The organism is Pseudonocardia ailaonensis (assembly GCF_039531635.1).
Classification (GTDB): Bacteria; Actinomycetota; Actinomycetes; order Mycobacteriales; family Pseudonocardiaceae; genus Pseudonocardia; species Pseudonocardia ailaonensis.
On the sequence record NZ_BAAAQK010000018.1, the window covers coordinates 537003 to 556626 of the forward strand.

Below are 19624 nucleotides of genomic sequence, written 5' to 3' on the forward strand. Positions count from 1 at the left end.
TAGGACGACGAGAGCGAGCAGCGCATAGCGCGCGGACCGGATCACGGTCCGCATTTTCACAGACTCCCCGTCGGCAACGGCGTGGGCCTGGCCCGAGGTGTACGAGCACGTGACCAGGGAAGCGGTGGTGACGTAGCCCTGGTCGCCGCTGCGCTTCCCCCGCGGCCCGGATTGTCGCTGGGGAAGCGTGCGCAGGAGAGTCGCGCGGGGGTGCGAGCGCCCGGTGAGGAACCACGTCGGGCACTCAGGCACATGCGGCCGGCCGATCGAGTGGATGAACTGCTCGCCCTACAGCGAGCGTCCCGAGCGGCGCACATCAACTATCTCTGCAACGAGCACCAATGGTCGTGTTCCGACCCGCGTCGCGTCACCGTCGAGGAGTTGGCCCTGTTTGGGCAACTCTCGGCGAGAAGCGGCTGGTGGACGGAGGAACGAGTCGCGCGGGAGGAAGCGCGCACGCGCGACACCGGAACCGGCCGCGGTAACGGCCAGATTGCATTCGGCGACTGATGAGCGTGCGTCGCGCTCTTCTGCTTCTGATGTCCGTATCCGCGTTCGGCTTGGCCGCATGCTCCTCACCAGGTGCCGTGTCTCCGGCTGCTCCGGCAACCGTCGCGCCAGCACCCGCAGCCGCGGCCCCCACATCACCCACGGGATTGTCGCCGCGTGGTGCCCTGCCGAAACAGCTGGGCCAGGCCGCCATCGTCACAACAGGTACCTCATCGAACGTGCACGTCCTGGACTTCACCGTCCAGCAGATCACCGAGCCTCGCTGCGACAGCAGCAGCGGTCGAGAGGCACCGAAGAATGGCCGGCTGGTGTCGCTGAAGGTCGATGCGGTCTCGAAGGACGATCCGAACAACGTCCTGCCTGCGATCCTCTTTGGCGCCGGCTGGGAGTTTGTGGGCGCAGACGGCCGCTCCGTGGAGGCGTCGACCACTGCCGCAGCGATCTGTCACTACGACGCACCGCAGATCAAGCCGAACCGCACGTACAGCTTCGACGTCGTGCTCGACGTTCCGAAGGGCCAAACCGGTGTGCTCGTCTTTGATCCGGCCCGCAATGGCGGGTGGGAGTGGGCGCTCACGACCTGACTGCAATGCAGCCAGTACGGCTGACCTTGCGGCCCGCGGGGATTGGTCACCTGGAGAAAATCGCGACCATCCGATACGGCTGCTACTCGGACGAACGCCCATCGTCACTTCTGATGAGCGGGGTTGTCGCATCGCAGCGGCCGGGTTTCGTGTGGCGGGGCGTCGTCGGCCCCGACAAGCTGACCGATGAGCAACTCGTCGAGGCGATCCGACAGGCTCGGGAGACCCGCAAGATCACTGAGACTGTGGCGGCGAACGAGCTACACGAGCGTGGCTGGTACTGGGAGAAGATCGGGGTCCGCAACGTCGAAAGTGCTCACATCTGGGCACTGCTGACCTTGCAGCAAGTCGATGGCATATGGGCGGACCGACAGCGGGAATGGGTCGACCGGCTTGCCGCACAGCAGGTCGTGGCGCAGGAGGCTGGGCACCTGGTCCACATGGAGGCGCCGCACTTTGTCGCGGAAGTCGTCATCGAGATGTTGAACGCTGCCCGACTAGGTCAGGCCCTTGCCTGGCGCTAAGCGGATCAGGGCGGTCAGTGGCCTCCTTCAGGTTTGACGCGTGACCGGGCATGCTCCCCACTGTGAGCGAAACCGCCGAGCGGGATGCGTAGCTGATGGTCCATGGATTTGGGGCGGCGGCTGCTGAGGCTGCAGTCTGGTTCTGGGATAGCCCTGGCAGCCTCGCGGACTGGGTAGCTGCAAGCGGAAGTGTTCTGGCGGTGACAGTTGCTGCGTTTGCAGCATGGGCGACGGTGAAGACAAACCAGGCGCAGCAGCAAACACTTGAACTCCAGCGGCAACAACTCGCGCAACAGGAGTTCGACAGGAAGACTTCCCAGGCTCGACTAGTCAATTTCTGGATCACGAGTTCGAAGCGTGTCGAGGAGACCAGCGCCGGCATCGAAGCCCTGAAGCCGATCCAGGTAGTCTTTGACATCCCAGACGTTGTCATTAAGCTGATGAACAGCTCGCCGACACCCATCACCCTGAAGTCCTGCGAGGTTGTGTTCAAATTCTGGCTAACAGAAGGGACCGATGGAGAGATCCCCTGGACTTGGCGCGAGGAGATCCCGGTTGTCACTCAGCTACGAAATCGAGTAGTGACTCCCACTTCCGACTATCCGATTGAACTCACTGTCACACGCCCTAATGAATTCCAGGAGCGCCTTGAGGGCAGGCGGCAGCTGGCGCCAGCACCGACAGCGAAGTTCCGGGAGTTTGCCTCCGCGACCCTTGAGTTCGTAGACTCCGCCGGATTCCGCTGGCAGAAGTCGCTTGATGGCCATATTGAACAGGTGGAAGCTCAGACTGACGGTTCCAGCGATGATGCCACCTATTGATCGAGCCATCTGAAGGTTAGTTTTCGGATCTGGGTCGATCGGGAATTGCGATAACCGCCCGCCCACGGCAAAGGCCAGATGGCCGACACCAAGATCGGTACCGGCCCTCTGCGCATCGGCTCAACGAAGCCGGATGCATCCGCCACAGCCCGACGGGCGCCCGCTTGACCAGCCACCACTGGTCAAGCGGGAAGGCGTACCGCGACTGTGAGCGCCGAACCCATCGAGCAGCCAACCACCGTTGCCGTAGTCCAACGTGGTGGTCGCACGGGACTCCACGTCCTCCTCCGGACACAACGTCGTGGCTACCTGCGGGTCGAGGTCAGCTGAGAGCATTTCCGGGGTCCCCGCCGAGCGCGGAGGAGATCGCCAGGGCCTCCGCCTTCAACGGCTCCCGCGAGTCGCGCATCCGGTCACCGGTGAACCGCCGGTTCGGCCCCGCGACCACGAGTGCGGCAACGATCGCCCCACCGTCTCCGAAGATCGGCGCCGCCACGGTCGCGACGTCGGGATGGTGCCGGTTACCCGGTTCGTCGGACAGCATCACGACGCCGGTCCGGCGCACACCGGCCACCTCCGCCAGGACCGTCGCCTCCACAGCTGCCGCCTCCACAGCCGCCGCCTCGCCGAGGATGCCGCGGACCCACCGCCGGACCGTCTCGCGGGTCTCGTCCGCCATGAGGACGCGGGAGCCGGGGCTCAGCTCCATCGGGGCCAGGGTCCCGACCGCCACGTACTGGCGGATCTCGTGCGAGCCCTCCGAGACGGCGACGCACACCTTGGCGTCGTTCGAGCGCACCCACAGCGAGACGGTCTCGTCCGTGGCCGCACGCAGCTCATTCATGAACGGCTGGGCCACCGAGGCCAGGTCGAACTGGGCGGCACGGCGTTTCGCGAGCCGGGTGATGCCGGCGCCGAGGCCGTACCGCCGGGTGACGGGATTGAACTGGAGCAGCCCGCTCTGGGCCAGGGTGGCCGTGATCCGGTGCGCGGTGCTCGGACTGCATCCCAGCTCGGCGGCGAGGTCCTGCATCGTCCGGGGGGTCCCGGCCGCGGCCAGGACCTCCAGCAGACGCACCGCCCGCTCCACCGCCTGCACACCGTTGCGGCCGATCCGGGTCGGACCCTCGTCCGTGCGAACCGTCTCGTCATCGTCGTCGCGCATCCGACCGGTCCTTCCCGTCACCGCGCCGGGGCCGTCCCACCCGCCGGCCACGGACCATCGTCGACACCCCCGCGACCCGGCCCCGGCCGCAGGCACGGCTCGTCACCGGACCGGAGCGAGACCGCCCAGGCCGAGGGCGCCCCGCACCTCGTCCACCCGACGGTCCTCGTCGCGCAGGAGCAGACGCGCCTTCAGGCACACGGCCTGTGCGTCGATCGTGGTGACACCGGTGACCAGATCGTCGCGGACCGACAGGACGACGGGTGCACCGTCGGGTGCCCGACAGGTGATCTCCTCGTCGCCGCCGACGCCGACCGTCTGGATCCGCCGGCCGAACTGGTCCGACCACACGTAGGGGAGCTCGCCGAACGGGGTCGCCGTCCCCGCGGCGATCGACCCGGCGACGTGCCTGCCGTGCTGTGTCGCCGTCGTCCAGTGCTCGGTGCGGCGGAGCTCTCCGTAGCGGGCGTTGTGCCACCGGGCGCAGTCCCCGATCGCCCAGATCCCCTCGCCTGCGCGGAGCCCGGAGTCGCAGACGACGCCGTCGTCGAGGGCGAGACCCGATCCGGCGAGCCAGTCGACGGCCGGCACCGCCCCGATCGAGACGATGGCGAAGTCCCCTGCGACGCCGTCGACGACGGCGCCACCGGCGTCGCCGTCGACCGTCGGGCTGCTGATCCCGAGCCGGAGCTCGACACCCTCCTCGCGGTGCCCGGCCGCGATGATCTCCGCGGCGGACGCCGGGACGCCACGCCGGAGAACCTGCGGCGCGACGTCGAAGACGGTGACCTGCATACCCTGGCGGCGGGCCGCCGCCGCGGTCTCCAACCCCAGGAAGCCCGCGCCGACCACGAGGAGCCGCCCGCCCCGGGCCACGGCCTCACGCAGCCGCGCCCAGTCGTCCTTCGTGCGCACGTACGTGGCTCGTGGGGGCAACGGCGCCGGCAGTCGGCGAGGCCGGCACCCGGAGGCGATGACGAGGTCGTCGAAGGCGATCACCCCGTCGGACGTCTCGACGACACGACGCGAGAGGTCGAGGCCCACGGCGGGACGGCCCCCGTGGAACTCGATGCCGCGAGCCCCGAGGACACCCCGCTCGACGAGCAGCGGCACGCCGTCGTCCGGTGCGAGGTTCTTGGACAGCGGAGGCTTGTCGTACGGCGTCTCGTCCTCGGCGTCGAGCAGGACGATCCGCCCGTCGTGGCCCGCGTCGCGCAGCGCGGTCGCGCAGCGCACCCCGGCCACCGAGGCGCCGACGATCACGACGGTCCGCGTCGACGTCCTCGCCGAGCCCGCGCCCCCGTCAGGCACGGTGCTCCCGGTCGCGCAGCCGCAGGGCGTGCGCAGGGCAGTCCCCGACGGCGGCCGCGACAGCGGCTCGCTCCCCCTCGTCCCACGTGTCCTTCACCAGGACGGCGACGTTGGAGCCCAGGTCCAGGTCGAACAGGGCGGGGGCCGCGAAGACGCAGTTGCCGTACCCGCTGCACCGGTCCAGGTCCAGCTCGAGGACCTCGGTCGTCGACGACGACCTGACGAGGGTCGGCGTCGCCTCCTCCCGGTGTGGGTCCCGGGCTCCTTCCGCCGGGTCGGTGGCGAACCGCAGCGGCAGCGACCGGGGGCCGTGGTGGGTGCCGCCCATCAGGCCCCCGAGGTCCGCCTCCCCGGCGGGCACGATCGCGGGCAGGGTCACGAGCTTCTCCAGCAGCAGGCGCAGCTCCGTCCGCGCCAGCAGGGCGCCCGCGCACTGGTGCCGCCCGAACCCGAAGGTGAGATGGCCGGCCGCGGAGCGATCGACGTCGAACTCGTCGGCGTGGTCGAACCTCGCCGGGTCGTGGTTGGCGGCCGCGTAGACGAGCAGGACCCGCGAGCCGGCCGGGATCGTGACGCCGTCGACGTCGACGTCGCGGGTCGTGTAGCGCCCGAGGGTCTGGACCGGCGTGCCGAAGCGGAGGGCCTCCTCGACGTACTGCGGGATCAGCGACGGGTCCGCCCGGATCCGCGCCTGCGACCGGGGATCGCCGGCGTAGAGGTGGAGGAGCCACCCGGAGGCGTTCATCGTGGTCTCGTGCCCGGCGATGGCGAAGGTCATCAGGGTCCGCTCGATCTCGTCGTCCGTGATCGGCCTGCCGTCGATCTCCCGGTCCAGCAGCTGCGTGATGTAGTCCTGCGGGCGCGTCCCGCGATGCCGGGCCACCTCCTGCCGCACGAGCTCGCGCATGCCCGAGCGCGCCTCGTCCAGCGGCATGCTGGCGATGTCCCGCCACGACTCCTCGGTGATCACCCGGAACCGGCTCACGGTCTCGGCGGAGAACCCCACGAGGTGCTCGAGCACCTTCAGGGGCAGCGCGAGCCCCACCTCGGCGACCCACTCGCCACCGCCCCTGGCGAGGAAGGCGTCGAGGAGCTCACCGACGAGGGCGGTGAGACCGGGCGTCATGTCCCGCACGGTCTCGGGGCTGATCCGGTCGGTGAACAGGGCGCGGTACCCGGAGTGGCGCGGCGGGTCGTAGTCGAGCGGGATCGCCTTGTCCTCGCCGATCGCCGGGATGCGGGTACCCCGCCCCGACACGAACGTCGCGGGGTCGCGCAACGCGGCCATGACGTCGGCGTGGCGCGAGAGCACGTAGAAGCCGCCGTGCTCGGGGGATCGCACCACTCCCTCGGCGCGGAGCCGGTCGTAGGACCGCCGTATCGACACCTCGTCCCCGAGAGCGTGGTGGTCGAAGGGGCAGGTGGCCGCAGCGGACATGGGACCTCCGAGGGAACCGGGCCGGGCAGGACGGGCAGCGCCGGACAAGACGATACGTTCATTCTTGACGGGTTGCCATACTGTCGTCATGGAGAGCGCACGCCGGCCCGGTCCCGGCACAGCGGCGGACGAGCCCCCGCCGACGAGGCGGGGGCCGAGCCGGCGGGTCGAGGACGCGGTGCTGGACGCGACCACGACCCTGCTGCGGGACGTCGGCTTCGCGCGCCTGACCATCGACGCGATCTCCGAGCGCAGCGGCGTCGCCAAGGCCACGATCTACCGCTGGTGGAACAACCGCTCCGACGTCGCCATGGAAGCCCTGCTGGGCCAGCGCGGCCCGTCGGAGCCGTTCGTGCACGAAGGCTCCGCGCTGAGCAACCTCCGCACCCACCTGACGGAGGCTGCGGGCTTCCTGAGCGGCCCGACGGGCCGGCTCGTCGCCGGGATCGTGGGCGACGCCCAGCACGACGCGCAGATCGCACGGGCGTTCCGGGAGCGGTTCCTCGCACAGCGCCGGACCCTCATCATGCGGCTCCTCGCCGCCGCGGTCGCGGAGGGCGACGTGCGCCCCGACGTCGACCACGACGTGCTGGTCGATCTCCTGACCGGCGCCCTCTACTACCGGCTCCTCGTCACCGGGGCACCGCTCTCCGCCGACGTCGCCGACCGGGCGCTCGACACCGTCCTGCAGGGGGTGCGGCCCGGCCCGGCACCGGATGCGCCGCCGTCCGCAGGCCCACCGGAGCACGGGGAGCACGGGCGCGCCGCGCTGTCGGACGACGAGTGGTCACGGGTCGCGCCCCTGCTGCCCGCGCCGCACCCCCGGGGCGGACGCCCGCAGGCCGACCTCCGCATGGTCCTGGCGGGCATCGTGTACCGCCACCGGACCGGGATCGCGTGGCGCGACCTGCCCCGCGACCGGTTCGGCCCCTGGCAGACGGTGTGGAAGTGGCACCGGCATCTCGTCGAGGACGGCACCTGGCCACGGATCTGGGCGAGCCTGCGGAGCGGGACGGAGGCGGACGAGGTCTGACCGACGCCCTTGTGTCTGCGAACTGGATTTGGAGACACAGCTCGGATGCCGACATTCCGCTGGGCGGGTTGAGCATCCCTCTCGGTGAGCTTACGGTCCGGGATGTCGCGCATCGCCGGGCCGGTGGTCCGGGACCTGCGGACGAGACTCGTCGAAGGAGACGCGCCACGTGCACGAGAAGATCGATTTCCCGCGTCTGGGGCCCGTGCCGGGCTCGAAGATCGTCGTGGTGGGCGGCCACGGCGGGATCGGCGCGGCACTGTGCCGCCGGGCTTTGGAGACGGGCGCCGAGGTCCTGGCGCTGGACACACCGACGGCGATCGCGGAGGGCGGCCCGATCCCCGGCGTGACCTCGCTCCCGATCGATGTCACCGACCCCGGTTCCGTCACCGCGGCGGCCGCCGAGGTCGGCGAGAGGTGGGGCGAGATCGACTCGTTCGCCTACGTGAGCGGGATCGGTGACCAGGACACCTCGCTGATGGACTACCCGGTCGAGCGGTGGGACCAGGTCCAGAGCGTCAACCTGCGTGGCGCCTTCCTCGTGACCAAGGCCCTGGTCCCGGCGATCACGCGCGGCACGGGGTCGATCGTCCTGATCGGTTCGACCGTCGCCGTCCAGCCGCCGCCGGGGCTCGCCGCCTACAGCGCCTCCAAGGCGGGCGTGGTCGCCTTCGCCAAGGCGGTCGCGAAGGAGCTCGCGCCGGACATCCGCGTCAACGTCGTCTCCCCCGGCATCACCGAGACGCCGTTCCTGGTGGGCGGCAGCGGCCAGGGCCACGCGCACCAGGAGGTCTCCGCCGAGCAGTGGTTCGGCGAGGAGGCCTACCGCAAGCGCCTGCAGATGATCCTGCTGGGCCGGTTCGCCGAACCCGACGACATCGTCGCGCCGACGCTGTTCCTGATGGGGCCGGGTGCCCGGTACATGACGGGCCAGACGATCCACGTCAACGGGGGCCTGTACCTGCCCTGAGCAGGCCGGGGCGGAGAGCGGAGACACGATGCGGAAGTTCCTGATGACGATCGGCGCGGACCGGTGTCCCGCGCTCGCGGACGAGTGGATCGAGACGGAGAACCCCTACACCGGTGAGCCCTGGGCGGTCATCCCCCGGGGCCGCGAGGCGGACGCCTACCTCGCCGTCGAGGCCGCCCACGAAGCCGGCAAGGGCGCCTGGGGACGGCTCACCGCGACGGAGCGGGGCCGGCTCCTCCACCGGCTCGCCCAGCTGATCCGGGAGAACAGCGACACGCTCGTCGACCTGGAGGTCACCGACGTCGGCCGGCGGCGCACGGAGCTCGAGGGCGGTGCTCTCGAGTACATCGCGAGCTACTACGAGTACTACGCGGGGCTGGCCGACAAGGTCGAGGGGCAGGTGACCCCGGTCGACCGGCCCGGGATGCTGCACTACACGACCTATCAGCCCATGGGCGTCGTGGTCTGCATCGTCCCGTGGAACGGCCCCCTGCTCCTGGCCAGCACCAAGATCGCACCGGCGTTGGCCGCCGGGAACACCGTCGTCGTCAAGCCCTCGGAGTTCGCCTCCACGTCGATCCTGGCCCTGGCCGAGCTGTTCGACGAAGCCGGCTTCCCCCCGGGCGTGCTCAACGTCGTCACCGGGTACGGCAACGAGGTCGGCAGCGCCCTGACCTCGCACCCGCTCGTCCGCAAGGTCGCCTTCACCGGCGGCAACGCGGGCGGCGCGGCGGTGGCGCGGTCCGCCGCGGAGGGATTCAGGAGCGTGACGCTGGAGCTCGGCGGCAAGTCGCCGAACATCGTCTTCGCCGACGCCGATCTCGACGCGGCGCTGGCCGGTGTGAGCCTGGGCATCTTCTCGACGAGCGGCCAGTCCTGCATGGCCGGCTCCCGACTCCTGGTCCATCGCTCGATCGCCGACGAGTTCGTCGACCGGCTGGTCGCCTCGATGCGGGACGCGACCCTCGGCGACCCCGGCGAGCCGACGACCGACATCGGGCCCATCTCGACCCGCACCCAGTTCGCCGCCGTCCTCGAGCACCTGGACGTCGCCCGCCGGGAAGGTGCGACGGCGGTCCTGGGCGGGGCCCGGGCCCTGCCGGACGGCGGGGAGAAGGGCTGGTTCGTCCAACCCACCATCCTCACCAACGTCACGAACGACATGCGCATCGCCCGCGAGGAGATCTTCGGGCCGGTCCTCGTCGTCATCCCCTTCGACACGGACGACGAGGCGGTGGCGATCGCGAACGACACGAACTTCGGCCTGGCCGCCGCGATCTGGACCTCGAGCCTCGCCCGGGCCGTCGGCATCCCGCCCCGGCTGGAGGCGGGCACCGTCTGGGTCAACGCCTATCGGGTGGTGAGCGCCATGTTCCCGTTCGGTGGCATGAAGGACTCCGGGGTGGGGCGCGAGAACGGGACCGCGGCGATCAAGGAGTACCTCGAGACCAAGAGCATCATCATCAACGCCACCGTGCGCACCCGGTAGTGCGCGGTCGGAGACCGCGCGGCCGACGGGGGCTCACGTCCGTCGGGTTCGGACGGTGAGCCCCCGCGGGATCAGTGGTAGAAGTACGGGTCCAGGACGCTGACCTCGGTGATCCGGTCGACCGGCAGGCCGGTCGTGGCGGCCGCCTCCCGGATGGACTCCGGGGAGGGGCCGTCGTAGATGCAGAAGGTCGCGGTGCGCTCCGGGTTGATGTAGGAGTGCACCCAGGTCACCCCGTGCTGGGCGTTGCCCGCGACGACGCCGCGGGTCACCTCGGCACCCCGGTCGTCGGCCGGGATCGCGAGGCCGTCGGGGAAGGTGCGTTCCACCAGGTAGCGAGCCATCGTCAGGGCTCCTCTCGGTCGTGGAGGGTGTCGGTCACCCTCGACGCCACGACCCTGTCCGGCCGCGCCCTGCGGCGTATCGGGAGCAGCTCCCCATCTTGGCGCCGGTCACCTCCCGTCCCGGGCCCAGCTCGCCGCCTCGCGCCGGGTGCCGACGCCGAGCTTCGCCAGGATCGCCGAGACGTGGTGGTCGACGGTCTTGGCCGAGATGTGCAGCCGGGCGGCGATGTCGACGTTGCGCAGCCCGGCCTCCAGCAGCTCGAGCACCTCGGCCTGGCGTTCGGTGAGCAGGCCCGGGTTCTCCCGGGTCGACCTCCGCGGCCGGCGGGGCAGGTTGCGCACGCCGAGCTCGCGCAGCCGCCGGGCCACCAGCTCGGCCGCCGGCCAGGCACCCAGGTCGCGCAGGTCGTCCATGGCCGCCCGCAGCTCGTCCGGATCGTCGCCGGCTGAGCGGGCGAGGGCCGCCTCGTAGGGCAGGCCGAGCTCGCGCCACGCGCTCGCGGCCCCCTCGGCGTCCCCGGCCCGCTGCCGCGCCCACGGGCGGGCGAGCCCGGGCTCCACCCCGGACAGACCCAGCCAGTGGCCGAGCTCCCCGGCGGCCCACCCGTCCCCGTGGGCGACGGCCAGGGCGTGGGTCCGCTGCAGCTCCTCGACCGGGCCGGGGGCGCCGGCCAGCCATGCCACCTCCGCGAGCCCGGCGGTGACGGGCCAGAGCAGGAGGAGATCATCACCGCGCCCCGCGAGCGCCGCGGCCCTGCGCAGCGGGCCTGCCGGGTCCGGGTCACCGCGGCGGGCGCGCAGCCGGCCGAGGACGGTGAGCGCGACGGCCAGCCCGGCCGGGTGCACCACCCGCCCGTCGACGACCTCCACCGCCGCGGCCGTGGCCTCCGTCCAGCGTCCCTGGTCGAAGGCCGACCGCGCCTGCCAGGCCCGGACGAAGCCCCGCATCGCGTCGAGATCCCTTGCGGCACACCACCTCTCGGCCTCGGCCAGCCACCGGTCCGCCGTCGGGTGGTCGTGGACCGCGGCCGCCCCGGCCCCGAGGTTCCCCAGGGCGACCGCGGTCATCAGGTCGTTGCCCACCGACCGTGCGACCTCGACGCTGCGGGCCAGCAGGGCGGCGGCCCGCTCGGGTTCGGTGGTCCACAGGGCGTTGCCGACGACGCCCAGCGCGTGGGCCAGCGTGGTGGTGTCGCCGTGCTCCTCCGCGTGGGCCACCGCGACCGTGCCCGAGGCGACGGCGGCGGGCAGGTCCCGCGCGAGCATGCGCAGCCGCGCGAGGGCGGCGTGGGCCTGTCCCGTCCGCGGGCCCGGCGGCAGCCGGACCAGGGCCTCGGCCACCGCCGCGGCGGCGCGGGCGGCCTCCTCCCGGCGGCCCGAGATCCACCACAGCAGGGCCCGACGTGCTCCTGCGGCGGCCGCCTGCTCGGCGTCGCCGGTCTCCTCCCACAGCTCCGCCGCCCGTTCGGCCGCCGCGACGGCCGCGGCGATGTCCCCGCCGCCCGTGGCGGCCGACCCGGCCCAGTGGCTGTTCTCGTGTGCCTCGGCCCGCCGTTCCCACAGCTCGGCCCGGAGCTCGACGGGTGCGGCGACGCGCTCGGCGTGGCGCACGGCCCGCGCGTAGTGGGCCGCGGCCTCCCGGTGGGCCCCGAGCCGGACGGCGGCCCGCGCGGCAGCCGGGGCGTGGCGCAGGACGCCGGCGGCGTCGTGCGCGGCGTCGGCGTGGAACGCCATCCGGGCGGGATCGGCGCCGCCGACCGCGTCGAGTACCGAGATGATGCGACCGTGCAGCTCCACGGCCCGGCCGGCGGGGACCTCCGCCTCGACGACCCGGCGGGCGAGCTCGTGGCGGAAGCGGACGACCGGCCCGTCGAGCACGAGGATCCCGGACCGGATGCCCTCGTCGAACGCCATCGGGTCCACGGCGACCACCGCCTCCCGCAAGGCGCCCACCGCCCCCTCGGGCACGAGCGACACCCCGTCGAGCACGACCCGGACCGCGGGGTCCAGCCGCCCGACGCGGGCGAGCACCGCGTCCCGCACGGTGGCCGGGATCTCCTGCTCAGGGGTGCGCAGCGCCTCGGTCACGAAGAACGCGTTGCCCCCGGTCACGGCGTGCAGCGTGCCGCCGTCCCGGGCCCCGGCCAGCGCCCGCACCGCCGCCTCCGACAGGGCCGGCACAGCGAGCCGGTGCACCGAGCGGGTGGTTGCGAGGTCGCCGAGCAGCCGCCGCAGCGGATGGTCCGCGCCCAGGTCCTCGGGCCGGTAGGTCACGACGAGCAGCGCCTCGAGCGGCGCGATCCGGCGGGCGGCGAACCGCAGCAGGTCGAGCGTGGCGTCGTCCGCCCAGTGCGCGTCCTCGACCACGCTCACCGAACCGCCGGCGGCGATCGCGTCGAGGAACGCGGTGAACACGGCGTGCCGGTCGCCCGTGGCGAGCGGCCCGCGCAGCGCCCGCGGCCACGACCGGGCCATGTCGTGCAGGGGGCCGAGCACCCGGGGGGTGTCGAGCGCGTCGCAGTAGCCGAGGTGGACGGGCGTCGAGAGAGCACGGCAGAACGCCTCGACGAGCACGGACTTCCCCGCGCCCGCCTCGCCCTCGACGAACACGACGCTGCCCGCGCCGCCGCGTGCGTCGGCGTGCAGTCCGCGCAGCGACGCCAGGAGCGGCTCCCGTTCCAGGAGCTCCACGGCGCACATCGTAGGCGGCCGGGACCTGCCGGGATGGGGTGCCCGCCCCCGGAAGATGGGCATCTCGTCCCGATGTCGGGGTCCGTCCCGCGGGGCACCGTGGGTCGCGAACCCGACGGAAGGAGACCGCCATGACGGGATGGGTCCTGCTCGCGGTGCTGGTCGCCGTGGCCGCACTGGCCCCGCGCTACGGCGCGGACACCCGCACGAACGACAGCTGGACGGTGCTCACACCCGGTCGTGAACCGCCGCCCAGGTCGCGTCGAAGTCCTCGACCCAGAACTCGTGGTGCACGGTCGGGACCCGGCGGATCTCCCAGCCCAGCCCCTCCAGCTCGGTAGCCAGGGCGTCCGGGACCACCTGGGAGCCGTCGGCGGACAGGACGACCGTCGACGGGACGGCGGGCGGCTCACCCACCCCTGATCGATCGACGTCCGACCCCATCACGAGGGCGGCGGGTGAATACTGAGCAGGTGCCCGACGCGCAGACCTACGGTGACCGCCGACCTTACGTCGTGCCCGACGCTCTCGCCGACCTCAGCGGCGCAGCCGCCGGGAAGGTCGTCCTGCCGCCCGAACTGGGCTGGACCGGCCGCCGTGACTACGACCTCGACGACCGCGCGGACACCGTGGTGTTCTACGAGCGAGTCCTCGTCGACGCCGTTCGTCCCGGCGACCTGGCCCGCCTGATCAACGCCGACCGGCTCCGCACACTCTGGCCGGAGCTGTTCCTTCCGGCCCGGGTCCGACGGTTGTGGGAGGCCCGGTTCCCCGGCCTCGCTGCGGCGGCGTGATCAGGACCGATAGCGGGTCGATACTGCGGCCTTCGTCCGCCTCCAGGTCATCGAACCTGCCTGCGGAGCCACGGCCAAGGTCGAGCTCGGCGTCGACTGGCGGGCACACCCGCCTGTTGCGCTCGCCGTCGGCCCGGTTCTGCACCCCGACGACGCCATCGCCAACAAGATCAGCGCCCTCTACTCCCGGGCGCAAGCTCGGGACTTCATCGACGTCGACGCGGTCAGACGCTCGGGCCGCTACTCGGACGAGCAGTTGCTCGCGCTGGCGACCCAACACGACGCCGGCTTCGACGACAGTGCGTTCACCGTGTCGCTCCGCGCGGTCCGACGGCTCCCCGAGGCCGAGTTCACCGCATACGGGTTGTCCGGTTCGGAGGCACAGGCCCTCGTCGGTCGCATGCTGGCCTGGGCAGGCACGTTGGACGGCCGGGGGAAGAAGGGCGACGTCCGCTCCTGAGTCCGGGACGACAGTCAGACTCGGTCCTGGATCGCATCCCAGGTCGCGTCGAAGTCCTCGACCCAGAACTCGTGGTGCACGGTCGGGACCCGGCGGATCTCCCAGCCCAGCCCCTCCAGCTCGGTAGCCAGGGCGTCCGGGACCACCTGGGAGCCGTCGGCGGACAGGACGACCGTCGACGGGACGGCGGGCGGGGCCGCGGCGAACGGATGGTGGGCGATGTCCCGGAAGACGTCGACCGCGAGGCGCTTCTCCAGGCCGGCGCGGGACTCGGCGAGCAGCGCGCGGTCCTCCGGGGAGTAGGCGGCCTCCCGCTTGCGGCGGGCCGGGGTGGAGGCGAGCGTGGCGAGGCCGAGGGACAGGGCCGGCGCGGCCCAGAACAGCTTCCCGGCCAGCCCCTTCGTGGGCAGGCCGATGCGGAAGCCGGGATCGAGGTAGACCGCCCGGGCGGGGGCGAGCGCGGCGGCCGCGCGGACCAGGACCGCGCCGCCCAGCGAGTGGCCCATCACGACGTCGAGGCCGGTCGGGAGGGTCTCGACGAGGTCGGCGGCCATGTCGTCCGCCGTGTAGTGGTCGGCGCGCGGGCTGGCGCCGTGACCGCGCAGGTCCACTGTGGTCACCGAGGCACCGGTCGCGGCGATCCGGTCCGCGAGCGACCCCCACATCGCGCCGCGGACCCCGAGGCCGTGGACGAGGGCGACGCGGCGGGGACCGTCGCCGCGGGTCTCGGTGTGCAGCTTCACGAAGGAGCCTTCCGGGTACGGCGGAGCAGCCAGGTGACCAGCGCCGCCGACACCATGGCGGCCCCCACCACCCACAACCCTGCCTTGTTGCTGCCGGTCGCGTCGGACAGCGCGCCGGTCACGTAGGGGGCGACGAAGCCGGACAGGTTGCCCAGCGAGTTGATCAGTCCGATGCCGGCGGCCGCCGCCGCACCCGTCAGGTAGGCGGTGGGCAGGGACCAGAAGCCGGGCAGCGCGGCGAGCACACCGCACGCGCAGATCGTCACGGCCACGATGGCGAGCCACGGGTTCGACAGGTACAGGGCGACCGGGATGGCGATTCCGCCGACGAGCGCGGGCACGGCGACGCGCACCGTCGGGTTGGCGGAGCGGCGCGTCCACACCACCATCACCACGAGCCCGACGACGTACGGGATCGCCGTGATCAGCCCCTGCTCGACCGTCGAGAAGCTCGTGCCGAACTGGGCGGCGAAGCCCTTCACGATCGTCGGCAGGAAGAAGCCCAGGGCGTACAGGCCGTAGACGATCCCGAAGTACACCCAGGACAGCGCCAGCACCCGCCCGCTCCGGAGTGCCCCGGCGACCGAGCCGGGCCCGGCCGTCGCGGTCTCGGAGCGCTCCGCGTCGAGGGCGCGTTCGAGGGCGTCGCTCTCCTCCTTCGGCATCCACGTCGCCTGCCCCGGCCGGTCCGTCAGCAGGAACCAGACGGCGACGGCCAGCAGGACGGACGGGATGCCCTCGATCAGGAACATCACCCGCCAGCCGGAGAGCCCGAACAGGCCGTGCGTGTACTCGATGATCAGCGACGAGACGACGGCGCCGAGGGCCGTGGAGACCGGGATGGCGGTCATGAACCAGGCCGTCATGCGCGCCCGCTGCTTTCCCGGGAACCAGTACGTGAGGTACAGGATGATGCCCGGGAAGAAGCCGGCCTCGGCCACGCCGAGCAGGAACCGCAGGACGACCAGCCAGGTCGCGTTGGGCACGAACGCGATGGCGGTGGCGACGATCCCCCAGGTCACGAGGATGCGGGCGATCCAGCGCCGGGCACCGAAGCGGTGCAGCATGAGGTTGCTGGGCACCTCGAGGATCAGGTACCCGATGAAGAACACGCCGGACGCGACGCCGAACATCGTCGCCGAGAGCCCCAGCTCCTGGTTCATGCCGTTGGGCCCGGCGAAGCCGATGTTCACGCGGTCGAGGTAGTTCACGAAGTACAGCAGGATCAGCAGGGGGACGAGGCGGCGGCCCGCGCGCCGTACCCCGGACCGGACCAGCCGGTCGTCCTTCTCGACGGCTCCGACGTCTCTGTCGGTGGTGCTCATCGCGGTCCTCCCGGGTCGCCTCTGCGGAGAGGATGCTCCTCCGCGCGGGCCCGCGCCGGATCAGGCGAACCGGACCTCCCGCACGCGGTGGGGCTTCCCCGTGGATGAGCCGCGCAGATCCCGAGGCCGGCGCTATCTCACGGGCCCAGCAGCGCCGCGGGGACGTCGACGACCCGGCTGCGCAGGTACTCGCCGAGCCCCTTGGCCTGCGGGTCCGGCCGGACGGACGACGCGACGCCCTCGCCCAGGATGCCGTGCACGACGACGTTGACCGCCCGCAGGTTCGGTAGCGCGAACACCTCGATCGGCAGCTCGGCGGCCTCGGGTCCGAGCAGCTCACGGGCCGTGTCGGCGGTGAGGAACCCCCGCAGCCAGGCGTACTCCGCATCGGTCCGGGTCCACACGCCGACGTTCGCGTTCCCGCCCTTGTCCCCGGACCGCGCCCCGCAGATCCGGCCCAGCGGGACGCGCTCCGAGGGACCTTCCGGCGCCACCGGGGCCGCGACCTCGGGGCGGGCCGGGGGCTGCTCCCCCACCTGCGGGTCCGCGACCGTCCGGCGGGTGCCGTCCGGGAGGACGACGGTGTGGGTCACCGCGGAGCGCGGCACGGCGGCGGGGCGGTAGACGCCGTAGGCCGACTCCGCGCCCGGCGGGGTCGTGGTGTGGAAGCCCGCGTAGCCGCCCAGCGCGAGCTCCATCGTCGCGTTCGAGAAGGCGCGCCCGACGAGCCGCGGGTCCGGGTCCTTCACCGTGATCCGCAGGTGCGCCGTGGCCTGGTCGTTCGACGGCGCGTCCGGGCGGTCGAAGCGCAGCAGGCGCACGTCCACGTCCGCGAACCGCGAGCGCCCGCCGAGGATCGCGAAGAGCTCCTCCTCCGCCCACGCGGCCTTCTCCTCGATGTCGAGGCCGGTGAGCACGAGCGTCATGGAGTTGCGGTAGCCGCCGGCGTCGTTGAGCGCGACCTTCAGCGTCGGCGGCGGCGCGCTGCCCCTCACCCCGGAGATCGCGACCCGGTCCGGGCCCTCCTGCGCCAGCGCGATCGAGTCGAAGTGCGTGGTGCAGTCCGGGCCGAGGTAGGCGGGCCCGGCGATCTCGTAGAGCAGCTGCGCGGTCACGGTGCCGGTCGAGACCAGCCCGCCGGTGCCCGGCTGTTTGGTGATCACGGACGAGCCGTCGGCGGCGACCTCGGCGATCGGGAAGCCGGGATAGCGCCGGTCCGTGATCTCGGCGAGGAAGGAGTAGTTGCCGCCGCAGGCCTGCGGGCCGCACTCGATCACGTGCCCGGCCACGACGGCACCGGCGAGCGCGTCGAGGTCTGCGGGCGTCCACCCGTGCCACCACGCCGCCGGGCCGACGACCAGCGACGCGTCCGTGACCCGGCCCGTCACCACCACGTCCGCGCCCTCGGCGAGGGCCTCCGCGATCCCCCATCCGCCGAGATAGGCGTTGGCGGACACCGGCTTCCCCTCGACGGCGGGCACGATGTCGCCGAGCGAGCCGCGCAGGTCGTCGCCCTCGACGAAGGCGATCCGGGCGCCGGTCCCGAGCTCGTCGAGCGCCGCGGCCAGGCCGGACGGGTTGAGCCCACCCGCGTTGGCGACGACCTTGATCCCCTTGGCGAGGCAGGTGCCCAGGACGTCCCGCATCTGCGTCACGAAGGTCTTCGCGTAGCCGGCCGCGGGATCCTTGGCCTGCGCCTTCGCGAGGATGAGCATGGTCAGCTCCGCGAGGTAGTCCCCGCACAGGACGTCGATCGGCTCCGGCCCGTCGACCATCTCCCGGGCGGCGCTCAGCCGGTCCCCGTAGAACCCCGAGCAGTTGCCGACGCGGACCGCACGCCGTGCCGATGGTGCGCTCACGTGAACTCCCCCGGCTTCCGGCCCCCACCGGGCGTCCCGGCGAAGGCCTGTCCGATCTCGACCCACTCCCGCGCCGCCGGGCCCGTGACCTGCAACGCGAGGTCGTCGCGGTGCCGGCGCTGGGTGATGAGCAGGGCGAAGTCCAGGGCGGTGCCGGTGATCCGGTCCGCCGCGCCCTCCGGTCCCCAGGTCCACAGTGCACCGTCCGGTGCGTCCAGCTCCACCCGGACCGGAGCCTCCGGCACCGTCCGCCCGTGCAGCGCATAGCTGAACGCGCGCGCCCCGACCCCGATGTGCGCGACGTGCCGCAGCCGCACGCTCGGCTCCCGGATGACACCCACCGCGTCCGCCACGTCCTGCCCGTGTGCCCAGGTCTCCATGATCCGCGCGGTCAGCGAGGACGCGGCGCTCATCGGCGGCCCGAACCACGGCACCCGCAGCCCGGGCTCCAGCCCGGCGAAGGTCCGGACCAGCCGGCCCCGCGCGTCGTCGAACCAGGCCAGCAGCTCGGCGCCGGACCGCGACCGGAACCGCTCCGCGATGTCGTCCGGGTCCACCCCGCCCCCGGAGTCCATCTCCGCCTTCTCCGCCGCGAACGCCTCCGGGTCCGTGGCCGAGCGGAGCGCGACGTCGTCGAAGTAGGCCAGGTGGGAGATCTGGTCGCCCACGGACCAGCCGGCGGCCGGGGTCGGGCGCCGCCAGCCCTCCTCGTCGAGGCCGGCGAGGATCGCGCGCAGCACGGCGGACTCGGCCTCCAGGTCCGCGGCCAGATCGGGCATCGAGACCGGCACGGCTACCGCCCCTTCCAGATCGGGGTCCGCTTGTCGCGGAAGGCCGCCGGGCCCTCCTGCGCGTCCTGCGAGAGGTACACCGGCGCCCAGATCTCCTCGGCCCGGTCGTAGACGTCCGGCCGCGACAGGTACGCGGTCCGTTTGGCGGCCTTCACCGACAGCGGCGCGTTCGCCGCGATCCGCTCGGCCAGCGCCTGGGTGTGCGCCCGCAGCTCCCCCGCGGGCACCACGTGGTTGACGAGCCCGTACGCCTGCGCGCGGTGGGCGTCGAACGGGTCCCCCGTCAGGAGGATCTCCATCGCGATCCGCGGTGGCACGAGCCAGGACAGCGGTGCGGCCCAGGGTGATCCGCGGCCGACCTTCACCTCGGAGACGGCGAACCGCGCCCGGTCGGCGGCGACCACCAGGTCGCACTGCTGCGCCAGGAGGAACCCGCCCCCGTAGGCCACGCCGTTGACGGCCGCGATCGTCGGTTTGGGGACGTCGACGTTGCGGCCGAACTGGGGCAGGAAGTCCGGCGGCGGGATCTCCAGCGAGGTCGCCGCCATCTCCTTGAGGTCGCCGCCGGCGCAGAACGCCCGGTCGCCGGCGCCGGTGAGCACGAGGACGGCGGCCGACCCGTCCGCGACGAAGCGGTGCGTGCCCTCCCACAGCCCGTCGCAGACCTCCCTGCTCAGGGCGTTGCGGGCCTCGGGCCGGTCGATCGTCAGCCAGGCGACGCCGTCGACGACCTCGTACGTCACGCTCACGGGAGCATCCTCCGCAGTTCGGG

The 19624-nt window shown here is 72.5% G+C and carries 19 protein-coding genes; 8 read left to right on the top strand and 11 right to left on the bottom strand.

Translation table 11 applies throughout. The features are described from left to right. The first annotated feature begins 728 nt into the window (after positions 1 to 728). From ABD324_RS24790 to ABD324_RS24800, 3 genes are all read left to right on the top strand, one after another. Complete coding sequence (locus ABD324_RS24790) at positions 729 to 1094, top strand: hypothetical protein (protein WP_344421672.1); 366 nt, start codon at positions 729 to 731, stop codon at positions 1092 to 1094. Positions 1095 to 1207: 113 nt separating this feature from the next. Then, on the top strand, positions 1208 to 1618 hold the full coding sequence (locus ABD324_RS24795) for a hypothetical protein (protein WP_344421675.1): 411 nt from the start codon (positions 1208 to 1210) through the stop codon (positions 1616 to 1618). Between the two features lie 200 nt (positions 1619 to 1818). Then, the gene (locus ABD324_RS24800; RefSeq protein WP_344421678.1) at positions 1819 to 2439 is read left to right on the top strand and encodes a hypothetical protein; all 621 of its coding nucleotides are present in this window, start codon (positions 1819 to 1821) and stop codon (positions 2437 to 2439) included. Between the two features lie 322 nt (positions 2440 to 2761). Here the strand turns inward: ABD324_RS24800 and ABD324_RS24805 are convergent, their stop codons facing one another. The 3 genes from ABD324_RS24805 to ABD324_RS24815 all read right to left on the bottom strand — a co-directional run bounded on the left by ABD324_RS24805 (position 2762) and on the right by ABD324_RS24815 (position 6353). Next, positions 2762 to 3604, bottom strand: coding sequence for an IclR family transcriptional regulator (locus tag ABD324_RS24805; protein WP_344421681.1), 843 nt, complete (start codon positions 3602 to 3604; stop codon positions 2762 to 2764). A gap of 102 nt (positions 3605 to 3706) precedes the next feature. Beyond that, entirely contained in the window at positions 3707 to 4915 is a 1209-nt protein-coding gene (locus tag ABD324_RS24810; RefSeq protein WP_344421685.1) for an NAD(P)/FAD-dependent oxidoreductase, read from the bottom strand. After that, positions 4908 to 6353: a cytochrome P450 gene (locus tag ABD324_RS24815; RefSeq protein WP_344421689.1), complete on the bottom strand. Its 1446-nt coding sequence runs from the start codon at positions 6351 to 6353 to the stop codon at positions 4908 to 4910. Before ABD324_RS24815 ends, ABD324_RS24810 begins: the two co-directional genes overlap by 8 nt. Before the next feature lie 88 nt (positions 6354 to 6441). Between ABD324_RS24815 and ABD324_RS24820 the strand changes: the two genes are divergently transcribed. The 3 genes from ABD324_RS24820 (at position 6442) to ABD324_RS24830 (ending at position 9845) form a co-directional block, all read left to right on the top strand. Continuing rightward, complete coding sequence (locus tag ABD324_RS24820; RefSeq protein WP_344421692.1) at positions 6442 to 7386, top strand: TetR/AcrR family transcriptional regulator C-terminal ligand-binding domain-containing protein; 945 nt, start codon at positions 6442 to 6444, stop codon at positions 7384 to 7386. Between the two features lie 169 nt (positions 7387 to 7555). Then, positions 7556 to 8356, top strand: coding sequence for an SDR family NAD(P)-dependent oxidoreductase (locus tag ABD324_RS24825; protein ID WP_344421696.1), 801 nt, complete (start codon positions 7556 to 7558; stop codon positions 8354 to 8356). A 28-nt stretch (positions 8357 to 8384) separates the two neighbouring features. Then, entirely contained in the window at positions 8385 to 9845 is a 1461-nt protein-coding gene (locus ABD324_RS24830) for an aldehyde dehydrogenase (RefSeq protein WP_344421698.1), read from the top strand. A 71-nt stretch (positions 9846 to 9916) separates the two neighbouring features. Here ABD324_RS24830 and ABD324_RS24835 read toward each other — a convergent pair whose 3' ends face one another. From ABD324_RS24835 to ABD324_RS24845, 3 genes are all read right to left on the bottom strand, one after another. Next, the gene (locus tag ABD324_RS24835; protein WP_344421701.1) at positions 9917 to 10189 is read right to left on the bottom strand and encodes a DUF4242 domain-containing protein; all 273 of its coding nucleotides are present in this window, start codon (positions 10187 to 10189) and stop codon (positions 9917 to 9919) included. A gap of 108 nt (positions 10190 to 10297) precedes the next feature. Then, the gene (locus ABD324_RS24840) at positions 10298 to 12880 is read right to left on the bottom strand and encodes an AAA family ATPase (RefSeq protein WP_344421704.1); all 2583 of its coding nucleotides are present in this window, start codon (positions 12878 to 12880) and stop codon (positions 10298 to 10300) included. 228 nt (positions 12881 to 13108) lie between these two features. Beyond that, positions 13109 to 13297: a hypothetical protein gene (locus tag ABD324_RS24845; RefSeq protein WP_344421707.1), complete on the bottom strand. Its 189-nt coding sequence runs from the start codon at positions 13295 to 13297 to the stop codon at positions 13109 to 13111. 56 nt (positions 13298 to 13353) lie between these two features. Between ABD324_RS24845 and ABD324_RS24850 the strand changes: the two genes are divergently transcribed. Both ABD324_RS24850 and ABD324_RS24855 read left to right on the top strand, forming a co-directional pair. Further along, positions 13354 to 13674: a hypothetical protein gene (locus ABD324_RS24850; RefSeq protein WP_344421710.1), complete on the top strand. Its 321-nt coding sequence runs from the start codon at positions 13354 to 13356 to the stop codon at positions 13672 to 13674. A gap of 139 nt (positions 13675 to 13813) precedes the next feature. After that, a complete protein-coding gene (locus ABD324_RS24855; RefSeq protein WP_344421860.1) occupies positions 13814 to 14134 on the top strand; it encodes a nucleotidyl transferase AbiEii/AbiGii toxin family protein in 321 nt (106 codons plus the stop codon). 14 nt (positions 14135 to 14148) lie between these two features. Here ABD324_RS24855 and ABD324_RS24860 read toward each other — a convergent pair whose 3' ends face one another. The 5 genes from ABD324_RS24860 to ABD324_RS24880 form a co-directional block, all read right to left on the bottom strand. After that, positions 14149 to 14877 (bottom strand): alpha/beta hydrolase, encoded by a 729-nt coding sequence (locus ABD324_RS24860; RefSeq protein ID WP_344421713.1) that lies wholly within the window; start codon positions 14875 to 14877, stop codon positions 14149 to 14151. Further along, positions 14874 to 16202 carry an MFS transporter gene (locus ABD324_RS24865; protein ID WP_344421716.1) on the bottom strand — a complete coding sequence of 443 codons (1329 nt, stop codon included), beginning with the start codon at positions 16200 to 16202 and terminating at the stop codon, positions 14874 to 14876. The genes ABD324_RS24860 and ABD324_RS24865 overlap by 4 nt, the downstream gene beginning before the upstream one ends. Before the next feature lie 137 nt (positions 16203 to 16339). Next, a complete protein-coding gene (locus ABD324_RS24870; RefSeq protein WP_425565897.1) occupies positions 16340 to 17977 on the bottom strand; it encodes an acyclic terpene utilization AtuA family protein in 1638 nt (545 codons plus the stop codon). Between the two features lie 80 nt (positions 17978 to 18057). Then, positions 18058 to 18852: a TIGR03084 family metal-binding protein gene (locus tag ABD324_RS24875; RefSeq protein ID WP_344421723.1), complete on the bottom strand. Its 795-nt coding sequence runs from the start codon at positions 18850 to 18852 to the stop codon at positions 18058 to 18060. A gap of 2 nt (positions 18853 to 18854) precedes the next feature. After that, positions 18855 to 19601: an enoyl-CoA hydratase/isomerase family protein gene (locus tag ABD324_RS24880; RefSeq protein ID WP_344421726.1), complete on the bottom strand. Its 747-nt coding sequence runs from the start codon at positions 19599 to 19601 to the stop codon at positions 18855 to 18857. Between the last annotated feature and the right edge of the window lie 23 nt (positions 19602 to 19624).

What these genes read in the sequence shown, in the direction of transcription:
- ABD324_RS24795 (WP_344421675.1), top strand. Translation starts at nt 1,208, where the DNA reads ATGAGCGGGGTTGTCGCATCGCAGCGGCCGGGTTTCGTGTGGCGGGGC.
- ABD324_RS24820 (WP_344421692.1), top strand. Translation starts at nt 6,442, where the DNA reads ATGGAGAGCGCACGCCGGCCCGGTCCCGGCACAGCGGCGGACGAGCCC.
- ABD324_RS24835 (WP_344421701.1), bottom strand. Translation starts at nt 10,189, where the DNA reads ATGGCTCGCTACCTGGTGGAACGCACCTTCCCCGACGGCCTCGCGATC.
- ABD324_RS24805 (WP_344421681.1), bottom strand. Translation starts at nt 3,604, where the DNA reads ATGCGCGACGACGATGACGAGACGGTTCGCACGGACGAGGGTCCGACC.
- ABD324_RS24830 (WP_344421698.1), top strand. Translation starts at nt 8,385, where the DNA reads ATGCGGAAGTTCCTGATGACGATCGGCGCGGACCGGTGTCCCGCGCTC.
- ABD324_RS24870 (WP_425565897.1), bottom strand. Translation starts at nt 17,977, where the DNA reads ATGGTCGACGGGCCGGAGCCGATCGACGTCCTGTGCGGGGACTACCTC.
- ABD324_RS24815 (WP_344421689.1), bottom strand. Translation starts at nt 6,353, where the DNA reads ATGTCCGCTGCGGCCACCTGCCCCTTCGACCACCACGCTCTCGGGGAC.
- ABD324_RS24865 (WP_344421716.1), bottom strand. Translation starts at nt 16,202, where the DNA reads ATGAGCACCACCGACAGAGACGTCGGAGCCGTCGAGAAGGACGACCGG.